The sequence below is a fragment of the Brevibacillus agri genome (genome assembly GCF_004117055.1).
In the GTDB taxonomy this organism is placed as follows: domain Bacteria; phylum Bacillota; class Bacilli; order Brevibacillales; family Brevibacillaceae; genus Brevibacillus; species Brevibacillus agri.
On sequence record NZ_CP026363.1, the window covers coordinates 1,299,409 to 1,319,088 of the forward strand.

18 protein-coding genes are annotated in these 19,680 nt (G+C 56.5%); 17 read left to right on the forward strand and 1 reads right to left on the reverse strand.

The features are described 5' to 3' along the window. Nucleotides 1-118: 118 nt before the first annotated feature. The 15 genes from BA6348_RS06520 to BA6348_RS06595 all read left to right on the forward strand — a co-directional run bounded on the left by BA6348_RS06520 (nucleotide 119) and on the right by BA6348_RS06595 (nucleotide 13,808). Complete coding sequence (locus BA6348_RS06520; RefSeq protein ID WP_005830731.1) at nucleotides 119-997, forward strand: branched-chain amino acid ABC transporter permease; 879 nt, start codon at nucleotides 119-121, stop codon at nucleotides 995-997. Further along, nucleotides 998-2,026 (forward strand): branched-chain amino acid ABC transporter permease, encoded by a 1,029-nt coding sequence (locus BA6348_RS06525; RefSeq protein ID WP_005830733.1) that lies wholly within the window; start codon nucleotides 998-1,000, stop codon nucleotides 2,024-2,026. Further along, complete coding sequence (locus BA6348_RS06530) at nucleotides 2,023-2,790, forward strand: ABC transporter ATP-binding protein (protein WP_007782926.1); 768 nt, start codon at nucleotides 2,023-2,025, stop codon at nucleotides 2,788-2,790. Before BA6348_RS06525 ends, BA6348_RS06530 begins: the two co-directional genes overlap by 4 nt. A gap of 11 nt (nucleotides 2,791-2,801) precedes the next feature. Continuing rightward, on the forward strand, nucleotides 2,802-3,545 hold the full coding sequence (locus BA6348_RS06535; RefSeq protein ID WP_005830736.1) for an ABC transporter ATP-binding protein: 744 nt from the start codon (nucleotides 2,802-2,804) through the stop codon (nucleotides 3,543-3,545). A 36-nt stretch (nucleotides 3,546-3,581) separates the two neighbouring features. Beyond that, nucleotides 3,582-4,781, forward strand: coding sequence for an ABC transporter substrate-binding protein (locus tag BA6348_RS06540; RefSeq protein ID WP_122953276.1), 1,200 nt, complete (start codon nucleotides 3,582-3,584; stop codon nucleotides 4,779-4,781). Between the two features lie 102 nt (nucleotides 4,782-4,883). Further along, nucleotides 4,884-5,711, forward strand: coding sequence for a methyl-accepting chemotaxis protein (locus BA6348_RS06545; protein WP_122953277.1), 828 nt, complete (start codon nucleotides 4,884-4,886; stop codon nucleotides 5,709-5,711). A 115-nt stretch (nucleotides 5,712-5,826) separates the two neighbouring features. Further along, on the forward strand, nucleotides 5,827-6,795 hold the full coding sequence (gene paaA, locus BA6348_RS06550) for a 1,2-phenylacetyl-CoA epoxidase subunit PaaA (protein ID WP_005830742.1): 969 nt from the start codon (nucleotides 5,827-5,829) through the stop codon (nucleotides 6,793-6,795). Nucleotides 6,796-6,805: 10 nt separating this feature from the next. Further along, nucleotides 6,806-7,153: a 1,2-phenylacetyl-CoA epoxidase subunit PaaB gene (paaB, locus tag BA6348_RS06555; RefSeq protein ID WP_005830744.1), complete on the forward strand. Its 348-nt coding sequence runs from the start codon at nucleotides 6,806-6,808 to the stop codon at nucleotides 7,151-7,153. A 17-nt stretch (nucleotides 7,154-7,170) separates the two neighbouring features. After that, on the forward strand, nucleotides 7,171-8,004 hold the full coding sequence (gene paaC / locus BA6348_RS06560) for a 1,2-phenylacetyl-CoA epoxidase subunit PaaC (protein WP_025848321.1): 834 nt from the start codon (nucleotides 7,171-7,173) through the stop codon (nucleotides 8,002-8,004). Between the two features lie 15 nt (nucleotides 8,005-8,019). Next, complete coding sequence (paaD, locus tag BA6348_RS06565) at nucleotides 8,020-8,523, forward strand: 1,2-phenylacetyl-CoA epoxidase subunit PaaD (protein WP_005830748.1); 504 nt, start codon at nucleotides 8,020-8,022, stop codon at nucleotides 8,521-8,523. Between the two features lie 25 nt (nucleotides 8,524-8,548). Beyond that, entirely contained in the window at nucleotides 8,549-9,991 is a 1,443-nt protein-coding gene (locus BA6348_RS06570; RefSeq protein WP_026558008.1) for an NAD-dependent succinate-semialdehyde dehydrogenase, read from the forward strand. Between the two features lie 335 nt (nucleotides 9,992-10,326). After that, the gene (locus tag BA6348_RS06580) at nucleotides 10,327-11,217 is read left to right on the forward strand and encodes a cytochrome c oxidase assembly protein (protein ID WP_007782911.1); all 891 of its coding nucleotides are present in this window, start codon (nucleotides 10,327-10,329) and stop codon (nucleotides 11,215-11,217) included. 34 nt (nucleotides 11,218-11,251) lie between these two features. Next, nucleotides 11,252-11,710 carry a DUF420 domain-containing protein gene (locus BA6348_RS06585; protein WP_005830753.1) on the forward strand — a complete coding sequence of 153 codons (459 nt, stop codon included), beginning with the start codon at nucleotides 11,252-11,254 and terminating at the stop codon, nucleotides 11,708-11,710. Between the two features lie 111 nt (nucleotides 11,711-11,821). Beyond that, entirely contained in the window at nucleotides 11,822-12,757 is a 936-nt protein-coding gene (cyoE, locus tag BA6348_RS06590; RefSeq protein WP_025848327.1) for a heme o synthase, read from the forward strand. A 136-nt stretch (nucleotides 12,758-12,893) separates the two neighbouring features. Beyond that, entirely contained in the window at nucleotides 12,894-13,808 is a 915-nt protein-coding gene (locus BA6348_RS06595; protein ID WP_026558007.1) for a COX15/CtaA family protein, read from the forward strand. Nucleotides 13,809-13,895: 87 nt separating this feature from the next. On the opposite strand, the gene BA6348_RS06600 is transcribed toward BA6348_RS06595, so the two are convergent. Then, the gene (locus BA6348_RS06600) at nucleotides 13,896-14,621 is read right to left on the reverse strand and encodes a hypothetical protein (RefSeq protein WP_007782896.1); all 726 of its coding nucleotides are present in this window, start codon (nucleotides 14,619-14,621) and stop codon (nucleotides 13,896-13,898) included. 169 nt (nucleotides 14,622-14,790) lie between these two features. On the opposite strand from BA6348_RS06600, the gene BA6348_RS06605 reads away from it, so the two are divergent. Next, entirely contained in the window at nucleotides 14,791-16,032 is a 1,242-nt protein-coding gene (locus BA6348_RS06605; protein ID WP_026558005.1) for an exonuclease SbcCD subunit D, read from the forward strand. Then, nucleotides 16,029-19,679 carry an AAA family ATPase gene (locus BA6348_RS06610; protein ID WP_122953278.1) on the forward strand — a complete coding sequence of 1,217 codons (3,651 nt, stop codon included), beginning with the start codon at nucleotides 16,029-16,031 and terminating at the stop codon, nucleotides 19,677-19,679. Before BA6348_RS06605 ends, BA6348_RS06610 begins: the two co-directional genes overlap by 4 nt. Nucleotide 19,680 lies beyond the last annotated feature (1 nt).

Here is a 19,680-nt window from a genome sequence, read left to right on the forward strand (position 1 = left end):
CGCCCTAGTCAATATGCTAGGGCATTTCTTCTGCAATAATATTTCCAATAAATAAAATGTAAGCGTTTTAGATGGTAGTTTTGTTCGGACGCGATACAAAAGGGGGTACAGCACGAATATGACGGAACTGTTGCAGTATGTCGCAAACGGCCTCGTCAGCGGCGGTATTTATGCGATCGTCGCGGTAGGGTTCATCACGATTTACAACGTGAGCAAAGTCATTAATCTCGCACAGGGAGAATTTTTGATGCTGGGCGGAATGGTGACGGTTGCCTTGATCGGGATGAATCTGCCGTACGGATTAGCAGCGCTGCTCGCCATCATAGCAGTGACGGCAATCGGCATCATCATGCAGAAGTATGTCATCGCTTATGTGAAAAAGGCCAGTCCTATTAGTTTGATAATTTTGACAATAGGCATTTCCACTTTGATTCGAGGCATCGCCAGCTTTATATGGGGCAAGGATGCATTTGCGCTGGAGCCGATCACGAGCAACGAGCCGATCTCGTTCGGGGGCGTGACGATTGCTACGCAAAGCGTGTGGATTTTGGCCGCTGTCCTTATTATTCTGTTTCTTCTCTGGTACTTGATGGATAAGACGATTTTGGGGAAAAAGATCAACGCCTGTTCGGTCAATCCGATGGCTGCCCGCCTGATGGGGATTTCACCCACGAAGATGAGCATGCTCGCCTTCGCAATCAGCGGAGCCACCGGAGCGATTGCCGGAATCGTGATTGCCCCGCTTAGCGTGACCTCCTACGACATCGGGGTGCTGCTCGGAATCAAAGGATTCTCCGCAGCCATTCTGGGCGGTCTGGGCAATCCGCTCGGTGCAGCGGTTGCCGCCTTTTTGCTCGGCATCGTCGAGTCGCTCGGAGCAGGCTACGTCAGCTCCGGGATGAAGGACGCGATCGCGTTTCTCGTTCTGATCGGCATGCTGCTGGTGAAGCCATCCGGCCTCTTTGGAGAACGCAGCGTAGGAAAAGGAGGGCTGTAGATGAAGCGGTTGTTGACGAAATGGGGAAAAGGCTTCGGCATTTATCTCGCCTTGATGGTGGTGTTCCCGTTCGTGATGCCGGATGAGTATTACCGCTCCGTCGGGATTATTATCGGGCTGCATGCTATCGTGACGATCGGGCTTTGTCTGGTGATGGGGCTTGCCGGACAGATTTCGCTCGGACAAGCAGCCTTCTGGGGAATCGGTGCATACACGTCCGCCGTTTTGACCACGAAGTACGGCCTGTCGCCGCTCGTCGGCCTCGTCGCCTCCGCAATCATTCCCGGCCTGTTCGCCTTTATTCTCGGCAGGGCGATCGCCGGGCTGCAAGGCTACTACCTCGCCATGGCGACCTTGGCCTTTGGCTACATCGTCCAGATCGGCATTACCGAGTGGGAGCCGGTCACTGGCGGGGCGAGCGGGATGATTAGCATTCCGCAGGTGCCGCTGTTCGGCGGCAGCGAGCTGTCCATGTACTACCTGATCTGGGCGATCGTCACCTGTGTGCTGTTATTCTCGCTCAACCTTATGCATTCGCGGGTCGGCAGAGCTTTTCGCGCGATTCACAAAAGCGAGATTGCCGCAACCTCGATGGGCGTTGACGTGCGCAAGTTCAAGCTGAACGCCTTCGTGGTCAGCGGGATGTTCGCCGGAATTTCCGGCGGCTTGTACGCCCACTACATGGGGATTCTCGATCCGCAGCCGTTCGGACTGCACGAATCGATCAAATTTCTCACCATGGTCGTCATCGGGGGGATGACGAGTATATGGGGGGCGCTGATCGGCACCGTACTGATCGGCTTTATCAGCGAAGGATTGATTCTGCTCAGCGAAGTCATTCCAGGCTTGCAGGGCGACGTCGATACGATCGTCTTCGGCGGCATCCTCGTCTTGATCGTCATGTTCATGCCAGAGGGACTTGTGCCGCGGATTCGTTCCGCCTATGAAAAAGCGCAAGCGAAAAAGGCAAAAGAACTGGCCGCGAAGACGCAGTCTGGCGAGCGGGTAGAAAGGAAGGCGGCAACATGACAACTCTGTTGGAAGTGCAGGAGCTGTCCCGCGATTTTGGCGGGGTACGAGCTGTCAACCAGGTGAACTTTCAAGTGCGGGAAGGCGAGATTTTGGCGCTGATCGGCCCGAACGGCGCGGGGAAAAGCACCGTGCTGAACATGGTGTCGGGCGTCATTCCTCCCTCCGAAGGCGAGATTCGCTTCCAGAGCAAGCCGATGACGCGAGTCCCCGGCTACGAATACGCCGGATTGGGGATCACCCGCACGTTTCAAAACCTCCAGACGTTTGACGATATGACCGTACTCGAAAACGTCATGGTCGGGATGCATACGAAGACGCGCTCCAGCCTGTTTGCCTGCGGCATGAACCTCGGCAGCGCGAAAAGAGAAGAGAAAATGATGGAACAAAAGGCGCACGCCTGGCTCGGGCGTGTCGGACTGGCGCCGGAATCCCAGCAGCTTGCGGGAAGCTTGCCGTACGGAAAGCTGAGGCTGATGGAGATTGCCCGGGCGATGGTCGCCGGACCGAAGCTGCTCTTGCTCGACGAGCCGGCGGCAGGCCTGAACCATACCGAGACGGCGGAGATGAGCCGGATGTTTTGCGAGATTCGCGACAGCGGCACGGCGATTTTGCTGGTAGAGCATGACATGGACATGATTATGACGATCGCAGACCGCATCGTCGTTCTCGATCAGGGCACGAAAATTGCGGAAGGAACCCCGCGCGAAATCCAGGAGAACCCGCGCGTCATCGCGGCCTATTTGGGAACGGAAGAAGAGTAGGGGGAAAACAGATGGAGAAAGCGATTTTAAAAGTGGACAACATCACGGCTCGCTACGGTCCCGTAGAAGTGTTGCACGGCATTACGATGCAAGTCAACGAAGGGGAGATCGTCTCGCTGCTCGGCGCAAACGGCGCAGGCAAAACGACGTTGTTGAACTGCATCTGCGGGCTGCACAGCGCGAAGGAAGGGAAAATCTGGTTCCGCGATACAGACATTACGGGGATTCCGGCCGAGCTTGTGGTGCCGCGCGGGATGGCGCACGTGCCGGAGCGCAGGCAAATTTTTTCCACGCTGACCGTAGAGGACAACTTGTGGCTCGGCGCTTCTCATCGCATGCCGAAGACGAGCAAAAAAGAAATCGCCAAAGAAATGCAGACAGTTTACGAGCGCTTTCCGATCCTGGCGGAGCGGAAGTGGCAACTAGGGGGAACGCTTTCAGGGGGGCAGCAGCAAATGCTTGCGATTGGCCGGGCGCTTTTATCCAGACCGCAGCTTTTGCTGCTGGACGAGCCGTCGCTTGGCCTCGCTCCGCTGATTGCCAAGGAAATTTTGACGATCGTGCAGGAGATTCGCTCCCAGTGGGGCACGACGGTGTTGCTGGTCGAGCAAAACGCTCGCGCTGCGCTGGCCATCTCCGACAGAGCCTACGTCCTGAGTACGGGAGAGGTCATGCTCGAAGGCAGCGCTGAAGAGATCAGTAACGATCCGCGAGTGCAATCTGCTTATTTGGGTCACTCCCATCAGGCAGTTTGACATTATAGAAGATAGATAATCGAAGGGGGTTTTACGATGAAAAAACGAACGTTTGGCAAGTGGCTGTACCCGGTTGCGATTGCTTCTCTCGTCATGCTCAGCGCCTGTGGCGGCGGCGGGCAGCAAGCACAACAATCCGGCGGCGGGCAGACTGCAGCGACAGAGAGCAAAGAACCGATCAAGGTAGGGGCGATTTTCTCCCTGACTGGTCCGAACAGCCCGCTCGGCGTACCGGAAAAGCAGGCAGTTGAGCTGTTGGTCAAGGAAATCAACGGAGCAGGCGGTGTGGATGGCCGTCCGGTAGAGGTTGTGTTCGAAGACGACAAGTCGGATAACACCGAAGCGGTCAAAGCGATCAAGAAGCTCGTTTCCAAAGAAAAAGTAGTCGCTGTGCTCGGCTCGTCCGGCAGCGGCCCTTCCCTGGGGATGGCGGAGTTTGCCGCAGCCGAGAAGCTGCCGCTGATCTCGATGGCAGCCGCGGACCAGATTACCAACCCTGTGCGCGCAGGCATTTTCAAAACACCGCATACCGATGTGCACGGCACGAAGCGCATTTTTAAATATTTGAAAGAAAAAGGCATTACGAAAATCGCAACGCTCAACGACAGCAATCCGTACGGTAGCGGCTGGACGACCCAACTGCAAAAATACGCGCCGGAGTACGGCATTACGATTGTGGCAGAAGAGAAGTACGGGACGAAGGACCCGTCCATGAGCTCCCAGTTGACCAAAATCAAAGGCACGGATGCACAGGCGCTGATCGTGGCAGGTACCAACCCTGGCCCGGCGACGATTGTGAAGGAAGCGAAGCAGTTGAACCTCGGCATTCCGATCATCAGCAGCCACGGGTCGGCGAACAGCAAGTTTCTTGAGCTGGTTGGCGACGCGGGCGAAGGCGTCCTGATGGTAGCGGGCAAGCTGCTCGTGCCCGATCAGGTCGATGCGAACGACCCGCAAGCGGCTATCATCAAAAAATTCACAGAAGGCTACCAGACGGCGTACAACACGCAGCCGGACGGCTTTGCCGGATACGGCTACGACGGCTTGAACCTGCTCGTGGAAGGCTTGAAGCAGGCAGGCGGCGATGCTTCCAAGCTGGGTGAAGTTCTGGAAAAAGTGAAGTACGTAGGCGTTACCGGGGAATTTACGTTCTCGGCAGAAGATCACAACGGCCTGACGGAAGATAGCATGATTATGGTCGAAGTGAAGGATGGCAAATTCCAGATTGTAAAGTAGCAAAATCGATGAGGCAGTAGGAGACGATGGCTGTTCTTTCCGCAGACTTGACGATGGCGGGGAGAATAGCCGTTTTCGTCCCCGCGCCAGGAGGGAAGAAACATGTCGCAGCTTTTAAACAGCTTGCTTACGGTCGCGCCCATTTTGCAAAAAGCGTTTTTGTTCGATTGCATGGTCGGGGTCACCGACCGGGAAAAATTTCTCGCCTACTATCCGGCCCAAGGGCTGAATCTCGGGATCAAAACAGGGGACCCGCTGCGTCCGGGCAGCATCAATGCGATGGCGATTGCAGAAAACAAGCGGGTCGTGAAGAAGATCTCCAAGGAAATTTACGGCATTCCGTACATAGCAGTCGGCTATCCCATCGTCGAAAAGGGACAAGTGGTGGGCTGCCTGGCAACTGGCGTAACGACTGACCAGGAAGACCGTTTGCGCAACCTGGCGGAAAATTTGACGAGCGCGCTGGAAAACATCGCCCTGCATACCGAGAGCCTGGCGAAAGACGCGGAAAATCTGGCGCAGGCCAGCCACACGCTGAGCGACGCAGCGAGCCAGATGGAAGTGAAGATCGCGGAGACGACGCAAATCAACGAGCTGATTCGCAACATTTCCACCCGTTCGAACGTGCTTGGCTTGAATGCCGTGCTGGAAGCAGCGCGTGCCGGAGCGGCCGGGCGGGGCTTTTCCGTCGTCGCAGAGGAGATTCGCCAGCTCTCGCAAACGACTTCGACGTCGGCGAAGGATATTTTTCGCATTTTGGCTGAGATGAACGAACTCGTCGCCACAGTGTCCGGGGAGATGGAAAAGACGCTGAACCACAGCCTGCAGCAGTCTACGCGCATACAGGAGCTGGATGCGGTCATGCAGGAGCTGCGGCATATGGCAGAGCAGTTGAAGAAGGCGGCTGCCCTGTCCGGACGGCTGGAATGAGCTGGTTCACGACGGAAGCGTATTGCAAAAAAGTATGACGTTATGTTATTATAACGTTATAAAAACGTATTATAAAATTATCATAATGGACAACGGGTAAAAGGAGGTTTTCTCCATGCAAACACAGATGGAACGTTCTGATTTGACGGAAAACGAAAAAATGGAAGCGTTTTTAGCGAGAATCGATCGTGGAGAAAAGATCGAAGCGGATGACTGGATGCCAGACGATTATCGGAACCAGTTGATTAAGCTGATTTCGATGCACGGCATTAGCGAGATCATGGGCGCTTTGCCGGAAAAGGAATGGGTTCCCAAGGCACCGACACTGCGCCGCAAGCTGGCGATCATGGCGAAGGTACAGGATGAGATGGGACACGGACAGCTTTTGCTGCGCGTAGCGGAAGATTTGCTGGCGCCGCTCGGCAAGACGCGCGAAGACTTGATGCAAGATTTGTTCGCGAAAAGACTGAAATTTCACAATGTGTTCCACATGGAAGCGCCGACCTGGGCAGATGCCGGGGTGATCGGCTGGCTGGTTGACGGAGCCGCGATCATCACTCAGTCCATGTCGCTCGATACATCGTATGCGCCGTATGCGCGGGCTTTGCACCGCATCTGTGCGGAGGAAAAATTCCATGCGCAGCATGGCGAGAGCATCGTGCTGGAGCTGGCAGAAGGCACGGAGGAACAGCGCCAGATGCTGCAAGAGGCGATTACCCGCTGGTGGCCGTCGCTGTTGATGTTCTTCGGACCGCCTGAGAACGGCACGATCACGAGCAACCAATCGACCAACATGCGCTACAAGATTCGCACGCAGACCAACGAAGAGCTGCGTCAGGTCTTTTTGAAAAAGTATTTGCCGCGCATTTTCCACCTGGGCTTCACGGTTCCGGACGATACGATCCACTTCGACGAAGAAAAAGATGAGTGGGTGTATCAGCAGCCTGACTGGGAAGCGTTCAAGCAGATCGTCAAAGGCAACGGCCCTCGCTCTGCTCATCGTCTGAACCTTCGGGAAACATCGTATGAAGAAACAAAATGGGTGCGCGATGCGATTATGTCGTACGGCCGCCACGTAGGGTAGGTGAATGAATATGAACAACGAAACAGAAGCCAAAAACAACTTTTTCATATACGAGGTATTCAGCCAAAAAAGCGTAAACTCTTCGTTTGTCCATCAGTTCAGCCTTCTGGCTCCGAACAAGGAAGTGGCTTTGGCGATGGCGCGCGAGAACTTCTTGCGCCGCGAGACTTGTTTTAATCTCTGGGTCGTCAAGCGCGACGATATTTACGGCTTGTCGCCGGAGGAGCGCCCGTTTTTGGAGCGGATCGACAACAAGAGCTACCGGGAGACGAGAGGCTACGGGGACTTGCAGGCGAGATGGCGCCATCACCGGGAGAAGTACGAAGAAAAACAGAAGCATGCGGAAAGCGGCAGCTAAGCAGGAGGGAAACAATCATGGGCGACTTTTCACGAGTAGAGACAGTAGAAGCGGCAAAGCAGAATCCAGAATACGCGCAAGCCTTGACTGATCTGTTGTTCCAACTGGCTGACGACGATTTTATTCTCGCGTACCGGGGCTCGGAATGGCTCGGGCTTGCCCCGCATATCGAAGAGGACGTCGCGTTTTCTTCCATGTCGCAGGACATGATGGGCCATGCCGTGATGTTTTATGAAATGCTGGAGCAGCTTGGCGTGGGCAAGGCAGACGATCTCGCGCAGCTTCGCGAAGCGGATGCGTTCCGCAACGCGATTCTGGTCGAACGCAAAAACGGGGAAGGCGACTACAACAGCGATCCACACTACGACTGGGCGTATGCGATTGTCCGCAGCTACGTGTACGGCTTGCACAAGCAAGTGCGCCTCGAGGCGTTGCTGCAATCGTCCTATGTGCCGCTCACGCTGGTCAGCCGCAAAATGCTGACCGAGCATCGCTACCATCTGATGCACTGGCAAGTGTGGCTGAAGCAGCTTGCGAACAGCACGCCGGAAGCGCGGCAACGGCTGGAAGCGGCGATTGCAAAAGTATGGCAGGATGCTGGAGAGCTTAGCCAGCTCGGTCCGAACGCGGACAGCATCGTCCGCTGTGGCCTGATTGCCGCTGAGAGCGAGCTGAAGCAGAAGTGGCTGACGCTTACGCAAGATATTTTCGAAAAAGCGGGACTTGTCTGGCCGGGAGAGCCGGGAGTGCCGGCGGAGCGCGGCCGTCATGGACAGCATACGGCTGAGCTGGCGCAAGCTTTGGCTACCTTGTCGGAAGTGTATCGCATCGATCCGGCCGCGAGCTGGTAAAAAGGGGTGATCTGCATGGCGCAGGAAGGAATGCACGTACACGATGGACTGGAAGCGACATGCTGGGAACTGCTGCAGCAAGTGACTGATCCGGAGATTCCGGTCATAAGCATGGTAGAGATGGGGATGATCCACCAGGTGCGGGTAGAGGACGATGTCGCGCATGTCGACGTGCTCCCTACCTTCGTCGGCTGTCCCGCGCTTGAGATCATGAAAAAGAACATCGCAGAAAAACTGGTGGAGGCGGAAGGCATCAGCAAAGTAGAAGTTCAGTTTGTCTACGACCCTGCCTGGACGTCCGATCGCATCGCGCCAGAGGCGAGAGGCAAGCTGAAAAGCTTTGGCATCGCACCGCCGCCAATCGATTTCAAACCGGGAGATGTCTGGGAGGTAACCTGTCCTTACTGCGACTCCCCATATACACAGATTGACAACCTGTTTGGCCCTGCCGCATGCCGCAGCATTTTGTACTGCCGGCATTGCAAAAATCCGTTTGAGGCCCTAAAGCCAATCTATTGAAGAGAGATTGAGAGGAGCGATAGTCATGGGAGAGTACAAGCAAATGTATATCAATGGGGAATGGGTTTCCGCCGAGGGCGGCGAATCGATTCAGATCGTCAATCCGGCTACTGGCGAAGTCGTGGGAAGCGCCGCTTTTGGGGATGATCGCGATGCCAAAAAAGCGATTGATGCCGCACATGAGGCGTTTGGAAGCTGGTCTCGCCTGACTGCTCGCGAGCGCTCCAAATATTTGTACACCTTGTCCGAACTGGTCAAAAAAAGCCGCGATGAGCTGGCTGGCATCATCTCAGCCGAAATGGGCAAGCCGCTCGGCGAGGCAAAAGGCGAAGTGCTGGGCGCGGCCGACAACTTCGTCTGGTACGCGGAAGAAGCGAAGCGCGTCTACGGCGAGACGATTCCTTCGTCTGTGCCGAACAAGCGGATCATGGTGCTCCGCCAGCCTGTAGGCGTGGTCGGGGCGATCACCCCATGGAACTTCCCGGTGAACATGGTCGCTCGCAAAATCGCTCCTGCTCTGGCGGCAGGCTGCACAGTGGTGTTGAAGCCTGCGGAGTCTACTCCTCTGTCTGCGATTCGCCTGTTTGAGCTGATCGAGCAGGCTGGCTTCCCGAAAGGCGTCGTCAACCTCGTCATCGGCAAGCCGGAATCGATCGGCCAGGAGTTTATCGAAAATCCGAAACTGAGCAAAATCGGCTTTACAGGCTCTACTCGCGTCGGCAAGCTGCTGATGGAGGGCGCAGCGAAGCAGGTGAAGCGCGTCAGCATGGAGCTGGGCGGACATGCGCCGTTCATCGTATTCCCGGACGCGGATCTGGACGCGGCGGTCAAAGGGCTGTTTGAGAGCAAGTTCCGCAACTCCGGGCAAATGTGCATTTGTACAAACCGCCTGTACGTCCACGAAGATGTGGCAGACGCGTTTACCGAAAAGCTGGTCGAGCGCCTGAAACGGGCAAAAGTAGGGGACGGACGCCTGAAGGAGACAGAAATCGGTCCGCTGGTGAACGAGCGCGCGCTGAACAAAGTGCTGGAGCACATTGAGGACGCCAAGGAAAAAGGCGGTCAGGTCGTGTACGGCGGCAGCCGACTGACCGAAGGCGAATACGCGAACGGCTTCTATTGCGAGCCGACGGTCATCACGGGTGTGACAGAAGCGATGAAGATCGTCAGCGAAGAAACGTTTGGCCCTGTCGTTCCGCTCGTTCGCTTCACAGACGAAGCAGACGTGGTGCGACAAGCAAACGACACGCGCTACGGCCTTGCTGCCTACGTGTACACGCGCGACAACCAGCGCTGCTTCCGCATGGCCGAGCAGTTGGAGTACGGCATTGTCGGCATCAATGACGGCTCGCCGACCCAGACGCAAGCTCCGTTCGGCGGATTCAAGGAAAGCGGTATCGGACGCGAAGGCGGACGCTACGGCATGGATGAGTATTTGGAGACGAAATTCGTTTCCTTCGGAGTGTAAGCCAAGCGAGTTTTTTTACGAGACCAGAGGAATCTGGTCTCTTTTTTTACAGATAAGAATTTATAAGATTCTTATCCGGCATAAGTGTATTTGTCAACACTTTGTTCATTTTTCTTATCAAAGAAGAAGAGAATCAGCGGTATAATGGAGATTGTATAGAGGGCACCCTTATTAGGTAGATTAGAATTTAAAAAATTCCAATCGACATAGCGCGCAGCTCGGCCAGATTGTAAAACGAAGCGGGCAGCAAGACTTGCGCCCGGTTGGGAGCGCTGGCCCTGCAACGACTGACGTGGCGAAGCCCCAGGCTTTACTATTAGGAAGGGAGGATTTGAATGGGTCAGCATCAACACGAGCTGTCAGCGATGAACGCGACGGCATCCTTTTCAGATTTGTGGAGTCCCGATGTGATGCTTTTCACTCTGCTAATCGCTACGGTATATTTCCTGGTGACAGGTCCCATGCATAAACGTTTTGAAAATGCCACGATGGCAACCACGAGGCAAAAGCTGCTGTTTGTTTTTGCCCTGTTGCTGTTTTACGCAGCACAAGGGAGCCCGATCAGCTATTACGGCCATCATTACTTGTTCAGCTTGCACATGCTGCAGCAATCGATCTTATACTTTGCCCTGCCTCCCATCGTGCTTTTGGCGATGCCTGAGTGGCTTCTGGAAAAAATCTTTCAGCCACGGCCGCTCAACGCGATGCTGCGAGCTTTTACACATCCGTTAGTGGCTGCGCTTTTGTTCAATACGCTGTTTTCGTTTTACCACATCCCGTTTATTTTTGACGCGGCGGCGCTTCATCATCAATGGATGACGGTCTATCACGTTATTTTGATCCTGGCTGCCTTTGCGATGTGGTGGCCGATTGTCAGCCCGTTGTCCGACAGCAAGAGACAACTGGCCGGATTGAAAAAGCTGGCGTACATCTTCGTCAACGGCGTGCTGATTACGCCCGCCTGTGCGCTGATTATTTTCGCGTCCGATCCGCTGTATGCGACGTACATCTCGGCTCCGCAACTGTTCCCGAGCCTCAGCACTTTCAGCGACCAGCGGCTTGGCGGAATCATCATGAAGCTGGTGCAGGAGCTTGTGTACGGCTCTGTACTCGCCTATGTCTTCTACCACTGGTATAAGCAGGAGAAGCAGGACGACCTGCCCATGGATGAACAGCCAGGCGCCCTGCTGATGAAAACGCCGGCTACGGATGAAGGCAGGGTATAGAATTATAGATAGATTATTCGAATGAGGTGTAGAAATGTCCATCTTGCTGCCTACGATAAGCACATCGTTTATCGTCATCAGCGGTATTCTTGTCGCTTGTGGCTGGTATGCGGTCGCGAAGAAACAAATTGACAAACACATGAAGATCATGAAATGGGCTGCCATCTGTGCAACGATCTTCTTTATCACGTATGTATCCAGAACGGCTTTTGTCGGAAACACGCATTTCGGTGGGCCTGACAGCTTGAAGCCAATCTACCAGACGTTCCTGATCTTTCATATCGTACTGGCTACGGTAGGGGGAGTAATGGGGCTGGTGACGCTCAGACACGCCTACAAAAACAACATTGCCGCCCACAGAAAAATCGGGCCGTGGACGTCGATCGTCTGGTTTGTCACCGCCATTACCGGAGCTACGGTGTACACCTTGCTCTACATCATTTATCCGGGCGGCGAGACAGCCGGCGTTCTGGATGTTATTTTTGGCAAGTAGGGCGTGCGCTTTTCAAGTTGACTAGCTTCTTTGGCATTCGATACAATGAAAGTTAGTTTTTCCAATTGGATATTCGCATGTTCAGATAGATTCAGACAGGAGGTACAAAACGTGGACCAGCAAGTGACAATGCAGGAATCGCTTGATACTGAGACGCCCCTGCACGCACAACCGGGAGAGCCGGCAACTTTTCGGGACTACGTAGAACTGACAAAGCCTGGAATTACGATGTCCAACCTGATGACCACTTTCGCTGCTTTATGGCTGGCATCTTACGGTTTTCCAGACTGGAAATTGGCGATTTTCACCATGCTCGGTACAGCTTTGGTGATTATGTCGGGTGCGACGTTAAACAACTACTATGACCGCGATCTGGACAAAAAAATGAAGCGGACCAAAGGGCGCGCGCTCGCAGCAGGGCGGATTTCTCCGCGCACCGCGATTCTGCTCGGAATCGGCTTGCTGCTCGCAGGTTTGGCCGTGCTGGCGGTATTCGCGAATCCGCTGGCTGCTGTCTGGGGACTGATCGGCCATATTTTCTACGTGCTGATTTACACACCGCTCAAGCGTGTGACTACCTTGAATACCGTCATTGGCGGGATTTCCGGTGCGGCTCCGCCAGTCATCGGCTGGGTAGCCGTCACAAACAGCATGGACCCGGCAGCGTGGCTGCTGTTCCTGATTTTGTTCCTGTGGCAGCCGCCGCACTTCCTCGCGCTGGCGATGCTGAAAACAGAAGAATACCGCGCAGGCAATCTGCCGATGCTGCCAGTCGTCAAAGGCTTCGCCGAAACAAAGCGGCAAATGGTGCTGTGGGGCTCTGTCCTGTTCCCGGCTTCGCTCCTGCTCTTCATCCACGGCAGCGTAGGCTACGTCTACCTGGCTGTGATGGGCTTGATGGGCATCGTGTACATGGTGCTGCTGTTCCAAGGCTTCAAGGCCAAGGATGATCTCGCCTGGGCACGCAAGCTGTTCGGCTATTCGATCCTGTATTTGACGATCTTTTGTGCCGTCATTGTCATCAGCACAATGGTGTACCATTATTGACACGAAACACTCACGAAATGTTCACGGAACATCCCTTGCTTAGCAGGGGATGTTTCATTAATGTAAGAGAGGGCAACAGTTAAGAGGCTGCTTCACCGTGAGTCTCAAACATCACAGGAAACAGGGTGTATTCACTATGGAAAAATGGCTGAAACCTCTAGCCGTTCTTGCTACTCTCGTCATGTTTATCGTCATGATCGCCGGGTCGCTTGTGACCAAAACGGATTCCGGTCTGGGCTGTGGAAACGACTGGCCGCTCTGTAATGGCAAGTGGGTCCCGGAATATACATTGGCATCAATTATTGAATACATGCACCGGTTGATTACAGGTGTGGCTGGCATCGTTGTGGTTGTTTTTTCCGTGCTGTGCTGGCGCCACTATCGGGGCAACCAGGAAGTGCGCAATCTCGCCCTGTTCGGTCTGTTTTTTATCGTTCTGGAGTCCATTCTCGGCGCTTCTGCGGTCATTTGGCCGCAATCGTCATCCGTGCTGGCTCTGCACTTCGGGTTTTCCCTGCTGGCTTTTACCGGCGTGTTCCTCTTGACCGGGTTCGTGCTGCAGCGGGACAAGATGGAGAGCATGGTGCAAGATACGGCATCGACGGGTTTTCGCAACTGGATGTGGGCCGTGGCGGCCTATACGTACGGTGTGGTCTATCTCGGAGCGTACGTCCGGCATACCGGATCGAGCATGGCTTGTAGCGATTGGCCGCTGTGCCAGGGGCAACTGATTCCTCAGCTCTCCGGCCAGACAGGCATTCATTTTGCCCACCGACTGGGCGCGTTGCTTCTCGTGTTTTTGCTGCTCGGAACGATGATTTATGCCATGCGCCACTTCAAGGAAAAGCGCCGCGATCTGTACGGCGCAAGCATTCTCGCCTTCGTGCTGGTCATCCTCCAGGTGTTCAGCGGCGGATTCGTGGTTCTGTTCCAGCTTCACCTCTATGCTACGCTGCTCCACTCGATGATTATTACGATTCTTTTCGGGGTCATCAGTTACATGTGCTTGCAGTCGCACAAGTCGCCGCAAGCAGGCAAGCTGAGAAGATAGAGACAGTGATTCGCGCTTGAAAAAAGCCGCACTCCCGCTTTTGTGCAGGGGGTGCGGCTTTGTGCATTTTACGTTTGCGAACTGGCTTTACGGAACAGGGGTGAAGACGCCCTGGTCAAATTGGTAGACCACAAGCTTGGTTGCGGTCTTGCCGGGGAGGGGGATTCCACTGTCCGGGTCAAGCTCTTGCTCTGTCGTCCAGTAGTATAGCTGCGGGATCTCTCCGCTTATAATCTGGTAGCTGCCGAGCGTCTGGAAAAGCTGACCGCCGGGAACGGAGGAGGTTTGCTTCAACAGTCCGCTCCAGGCTTCCACCAGCTTGCCTTTTTCCAAGTACCAGAGGTGAGCTTCGTAGACGCTCAGTCCGGTTCCTCCCGTATGGTCAACCGTTTCAAGCAGACGCGTTCCTGTCAGCTCGATGCGGCTGTCCAAATAATACGGGTCGAGCTCGGGATGGTTTACCTCCTGTGCATAATCCCAGCGTTCCGGTTGCAGCTGCGGGACGTTCCACCGCTTTTCTGCGATGAGCGAATACGTGCGGTCTGGCTTTTGATCGAGGACGTAAAACGTGCCGATATGTACGCTTGCATTTTGCTTGGCAATAATCTCCAAATCAGCGTCTTCATCCAGATTGACCAGTTCAAAATCAACGTGAGGCAGGTCAACAGGATCATGGGCACTTGCATTGATCCAGTTGATGACCTGCTCAGGTGTGGGGGAGACGGAAGCGGGCGACAAGGGAGCGGCAGCGTGGACCAGGCAGGGAAGAGCCAGTCCGGTGAAAGTGAAAAACAGCAGGCGGCGAACCAACAAGGGTAACAAGCTCCTTTCGGCGGATGGTTGGAAAGAACAGGGATCTAGTAGAAAGACGCAGGCAGAGCGCAAAAGTTACCGGCAAGTACCGTAAATTTCAACCACGCACCGCTCTGTCTTTTGTTACAATAAAAAGCAAACACATGATCGTGGAGAAAGGATGGGAGTCATGCGCATTTTACATACGGCCGACTGGCATTTCGGGCGGCAGCTCGAAGGCCGCGACCGCCGGGCGGAGCAGACGGCATTTGTGGACGAGCTCTGCCGGATCGCGGAAGAGCGGGAAGTCGATTTGGTGCTGGTGGCAGGAGATGTGTACGATTCGGTAAACCCGCCAGCGTGGGCGGAGGAGCTTTTTTACGAGGCGCTGGAGCGCTTGTCTGCGGAAGGCCGCCGGGGGGTTATCGTGATCGCGGGCAACCACGACCAGCCTGAGCGGGTCAGGGCAGCATCGCCGCTTGCCGCGAAGCACGGAATCGTTTTGCTCGGCTTGCCGAAGGAAGCGCCTTTGATCGCACAGTCACCGTCCCCGGACCGGGTACAGGTCGTCCAGGGAGGCCCTTCCTGGCTGGAGCTGAAGGTGCCGGGCTGTGAGCATCATGCGGTGGTGCTCGCGTTGCCGTACCCTTCCGAGTCGCGGCTGAAGGAGCTGCTCAGCGAGAGCTTTACGCAGGAGCAGATGCAGCTCGCCTTTTCAGAGCGGATCGCTCGGTTGTTTGCCGATTTGTCCGTCCATTTTCGCGAGGACACTGTGAATCTGGTCACGAGCCACTTGTTTGTGATGGGGGGCATGGAGACGGATTCGGAGCGGCCGATTCAAATTGGCGGCGCTTTGACGGTGTCTCCGCAAGCTTTTCCGAAAAACGCCGACTACGTGGCGCTCGGCCACCTGCATCGCCTGCAAAAGCTCAGCGACAAGCCGCTCGTGCGCTACAGCGGCTCGCCGCTCTCGTACAGCTTTTCCGAGGCGGGGCAGAGCAAGGCGGTGGTGTTGGTCGAGGTGGAGCCTGGGCAGGACGTGCGGGAGGAAATCATTTATTTGACGAGCGGCCGTCCGTTGGCGCGCTGGAAGGCGACAGAAGGAATCGCCCAGGTCGAGCGCTGGCTTGCCGAAGGACGGGACGCAGGCTCCTGGATCGACCTGGAACTGCACGTGACAGACGTGATCGACCCGGCGGAGTTTCAGCGTGTACGGAAGCTCTCGGACGACTTTTTGAAAATCCAGCGCGTCGTCATTCGCGAAGAGCGCGACGAGGAAGAGGCGCAGCGGGTGGAATTGACGGAGCTGACATCGGATCAGTTGTTTCGGCGTTTTTATGAGCGCAAAAAGGGAGCGGCGCCGGATGAGCGGCTCGTTGCCTTGTTCCAGCGGCTGCTGGCGGAAACCGGGGGAGAGGGGGAAGAAGCGTGAGGCCGATTCGATTGAAGCTGGCAGGGATGCACAGCTATCGGGAAATGCAAGAGGTTGACTTCGAAATTTTGTGCCAGGCGGGACTGTTTGGCATTTTCGGACCGACGGGCAGCGGCAAATCGACGATACTGGATGCGATCACGCTGGCGCTGTACGGACAGGTCGTCCGGCTCGGCGGCGGGAACCATCCCAAGGAAGTGCTGAATCAACTGGAGCGGCGCGTCTTCGTCTCCTTTACGTTTGAGCTGGGCACAGGTAATGAGCGCAAGCGATATACGATTGAACGGGAATTTGGTCTGGATAAAAAAGGGAACAAACGCCAACCCGAGGTGCGACTGATTCAGTCCGGCGCGTTGAGCGGAGAGCCGGATGTCGTGCTGGAATCGAAGGCGACGGCAGCTACTGCGGCGGTCGAGGAACTGATTGGCCTGACTTTGCAAGATTTTACCCGCGCGGTTGTTTTGCCGCAGGGGCAGTTTTCCCGCTTTTTGACGCTCAAAGGCAGCGAGCGCAACGAGATGCTGCAGCGGATGTTCCGGCTGCACATCTACGGGGAAAAGCTGAGCGAGCGCGTGCGGCACGCTCTCGACCAGGCAAAGGAGCAGATGCACCGTCTGCAGCTCGAGACGGCGGCGTTGGGAGAAGCGGGGCCGGAAGCGCTGGAGCAGGCGCGACAGACTTTTGAGGAAGCAGCGCAAATGGAGCGGTCGTTCACGGAGCAAAAGCAGGAGCTGGCCGGAAAGCTCAAGGAACTGGAGCAGCTCGCCCAGTGGCAAGGGGAGCTTGCCCAAGTCCAGCAGCAGTTGCAGCAGCAGGCAGCGAAGGAGGCGGAAATCGCTCTGCTCACGGCAAACATCCGCGAGTGGGAGGCGAGCATTCGCCTGTGGCCGCTGGTGCAGCAGTACGAGCGGCTCGATCAGGAATGGAGCGTGACCGGGCAGGCGCTGGAGCAAAGCCGGGAACAGCAGGGGACAGCACGGCTTGCCCTGGAAGCGGCAGAAGCCGAGTACGCGCGGGCGCAGGCGGAGCTGGCCGCGCAGGAGCCGCAACTGATCCAGCAAAAAGGCAGGCTGGTTCAGGCCCAGGAATGGGAAGCAGAGCTGAAAGCGATTCGCGAAGAGCAGTCTGTGCTGGAGCGCGAATGGCAGGAAGTATCGCTTGGCCTGGCGCAGACAAAGGCGCAGCTTGAGCGGGACGAAGCCGCTCTGCAAAAGTGGGAGCAGGAGTGGAACAAGCTTGCGGAAGAAAGCAGGCAGGCGATGGTGGCTCCGGAGTGGCGAGAGCGCGTCGCGCGGGCGCGGGAAGCGAAGCAGCAGTGGGAGCGGGAAGAAAAGAAGCTGCGCGAGCTGGAAGCGGAGCAGGCAACGGCCGTGTCTCGCCTGCAGGCGGCGACGGATAGAGCCAGTGTGGACACACGCGATTGGGAACAGTCCGCAAACCGGCTGGCCGAGCTCAAAGAACGGCTGGCAAAAGCGGTGGACAAACCGCTCATGAGCGACGAGGAATGGGAGCGGTCGCGCAATGTGCTGGCGGAAATGAAGCAGGTAGGCCGCCAATGGCGCGAAGGCTTGACGGCGATCGCGAGCTGGCAGGAAAAGTGGCAGCAGATCGAGCAGGAGCGGCAGCAAGCGGCGAAGCGTTACCAGGAGCTGGCTGAGACGGTTCAGGCGTGCGAAGCCGAGGCTCTTGCGCGGCTTGCCGAACGTGAAGGGCTGCGCCAGGAGTGGGAGCGCTGGCAGCAGGAAAACATGGCCCGCTACTTGCGCGAGCGGCTGGAAGAAGGCAAGGAATGCCCGGTGTGCGGCTCGCTGCATCATCCGCTGGACGGCCAGGGTCATCCGGCAGACGGCGAAGCAAAAGCGGCGGGTGACGACCTGCGCGCCCGGATCAAAGCGTCCGAAGAAGCCGTGAAGGCAGCCGAGCAAAAGACAGCGCAGGCGAAAGAAGCGTGGGTGACGGCCAGGGGGACACTGGCTGCTGCCGAAGAGAGAGCAGCCGCGGCGCAGGCCGAGTACAAAGAGCTGGAAGCGCGGCTGGCCGCCGTCAAGGCGGAGTGTCACGGACATGGGCAGCCTTGGCTGGTAGAGACGTTTGAAGAGCTGATTGCCGTCTACCAGCGCGAGGAAAAGGAGCTGGCGGCCAAGCACGCCGAGCGGGAGCAGGCCAGGGAAGAACGGGAGCGCCTGCAAAAGCAGTTGGAAGTGCTGCGCGAGGAAGAAGCCGAGAAGAAGCGGTTGATGGAAAAAAGCGGCCTGCTGCTCGAACATGCGCAAAAGGCACTGGATGAGAGCATTGCCCGCGTTGCCGTTGCTGTGGCAGCGGCGAAGCAGTCTGGCGAAGAGCTGGATGCGGTGCGCCAAGAGATGTTGATCGAGGAAATTGAACAGCGCTACGAGGAAATCGGCCGCCTGGACCGGAAGCTGGCAGAGCTAGAGCGCATGCGCGCCGAGCAGGAAGCTTTGCGCAGCCAGCTTATGACACAAGTAGAGGCTGCCAAATCGCGAAAAGCCGATTGGAAATCGCGTGAATCCGCTCTCGGGGAAAAGCTGGCCGACCGAAAACGGATGTGGGAGCAAAAGCATGCCCAGTGGCTGGAGCGGACCGGCGGCATTCCTGCGCAGGAGGGGCTGGCTCAGATAGAACAGACGCTAGACTCGCTGCGCCAGTCGCTGACAAAGGCCGAGGCGAAGCGCAAGGCAGCCGCAGAGGCGAGACAGGCAGTCCAAAACGATTTGGTCAAGCATTCGGAGACGCTGGCCGTTTTGACCAGACAGCGCACAGAGGCGCATGAGGCTTTGTATCAGGGGCTGCAGGAGACGGGCTTTGCCGCCTTGGAGCAAGTGCGTGAAAAGTACGCAGAGCGCGGCAAGCTGCCTCAGGCGAAGGAGCAGGTCGAGGCGTATGCGCACGTTTTGGGACAGCTTCGCTACGAGGAAGACAGGCTGCTGCAAGCCATCGCAGGCCGCACGATCTCGCACGAGGAGCTTGTGAGCGCCAAAGAAGCGTGGGAGACGTGGGAGCAGTCTTTTGCGGAGGCGCAGAAGCAAGTCGCCGTCGCCAAAGAGCACGTCGAGCGCATGGAGAAAAACCATAGCAGGTGGCAGGAGCTGCATCAGCAAATCGTCGAGTTGCAAGACGAGCAGAGCCGCCTGGAAGAATTGAAAAAGCTGTTCGAAGCGAAGGCGTTCGTCCAGTTTATTGCAGAAGAAAAGCTCGTGTCCATCGCACGGGATGCATCCTATCACCTGAAGCGGATGACCGCAAATCGCTACGGTCTGGAAATCGGCGACGAGGGCGAATTCGTACTGCGCGATGAAGGCGCGGGCGGGATGCGCCGTCCGGTCAGCACCTTGTCCGGCGGCGAAACGTTTTTGACCTCGCTTGCGCTTGCGCTCGCCCTGTCGATGGAGATACAGATGCGCGGCGGCCGACTGGAGTTTTTCTTTTTGGACGAAGGCTTTGGAACGCTCGATCCGGAGCTTCTGGAGGTCGTCATGGACGCGCTGGAGCGGCTGCGGATGGACGATTTTACGATCGGCGTCATCAGTCACGTCCCGGAAATCCGCGTGCGCATGCCGCGCCGCCTGGTCGTGACGCCGGCAGAGCCGATGGGCAAAGGCAGCACGCTGCAACTGGAGATGGAGTAGG

Excerpts from the sequence above, each read along its gene's own strand:
- paaC (WP_025848321.1), top strand. The coding sequence starts at position 7,171 with ATGGGCGACTTTTCACGAGTAGAGACAGTAGAAGCGGCAAAGCAGAAT.
- BA6348_RS06570 (WP_026558008.1), top strand. The coding sequence starts at position 8,549 with ATGGGAGAGTACAAGCAAATGTATATCAATGGGGAATGGGTTTCCGCC.
- BA6348_RS06580 (WP_007782911.1), top strand. The coding sequence starts at position 10,327 with ATGGGTCAGCATCAACACGAGCTGTCAGCGATGAACGCGACGGCATCC.
- BA6348_RS06605 (WP_026558005.1), top strand. The coding sequence starts at position 14,791 with ATGCGCATTTTACATACGGCCGACTGGCATTTCGGGCGGCAGCTCGAA.
- BA6348_RS06520 (WP_005830731.1), top strand. The coding sequence starts at position 119 with ATGACGGAACTGTTGCAGTATGTCGCAAACGGCCTCGTCAGCGGCGGT.
- paaD (WP_005830748.1), top strand. The coding sequence starts at position 8,020 with ATGGCGCAGGAAGGAATGCACGTACACGATGGACTGGAAGCGACATGC.
- BA6348_RS06540 (WP_122953276.1), top strand. The coding sequence starts at position 3,582 with ATGAAAAAACGAACGTTTGGCAAGTGGCTGTACCCGGTTGCGATTGCT.
- BA6348_RS06530 (WP_007782926.1), top strand. The coding sequence starts at position 2,023 with ATGACAACTCTGTTGGAAGTGCAGGAGCTGTCCCGCGATTTTGGCGGG.
- paaA (WP_005830742.1), top strand. The coding sequence starts at position 5,827 with ATGCAAACACAGATGGAACGTTCTGATTTGACGGAAAACGAAAAAATG.
- BA6348_RS06595 (WP_026558007.1), top strand. The coding sequence starts at position 12,894 with ATGGAAAAATGGCTGAAACCTCTAGCCGTTCTTGCTACTCTCGTCATG.
- BA6348_RS06535 (WP_005830736.1), top strand. The coding sequence starts at position 2,802 with ATGGAGAAAGCGATTTTAAAAGTGGACAACATCACGGCTCGCTACGGT.
- BA6348_RS06525 (WP_005830733.1), top strand. The coding sequence starts at position 998 with ATGAAGCGGTTGTTGACGAAATGGGGAAAAGGCTTCGGCATTTATCTC.
- BA6348_RS06585 (WP_005830753.1), top strand. The coding sequence starts at position 11,252 with ATGTCCATCTTGCTGCCTACGATAAGCACATCGTTTATCGTCATCAGC.
- BA6348_RS06545 (WP_122953277.1), top strand. The coding sequence starts at position 4,884 with ATGTCGCAGCTTTTAAACAGCTTGCTTACGGTCGCGCCCATTTTGCAA.
- paaB (WP_005830744.1), top strand. The coding sequence starts at position 6,806 with ATGAACAACGAAACAGAAGCCAAAAACAACTTTTTCATATACGAGGTA.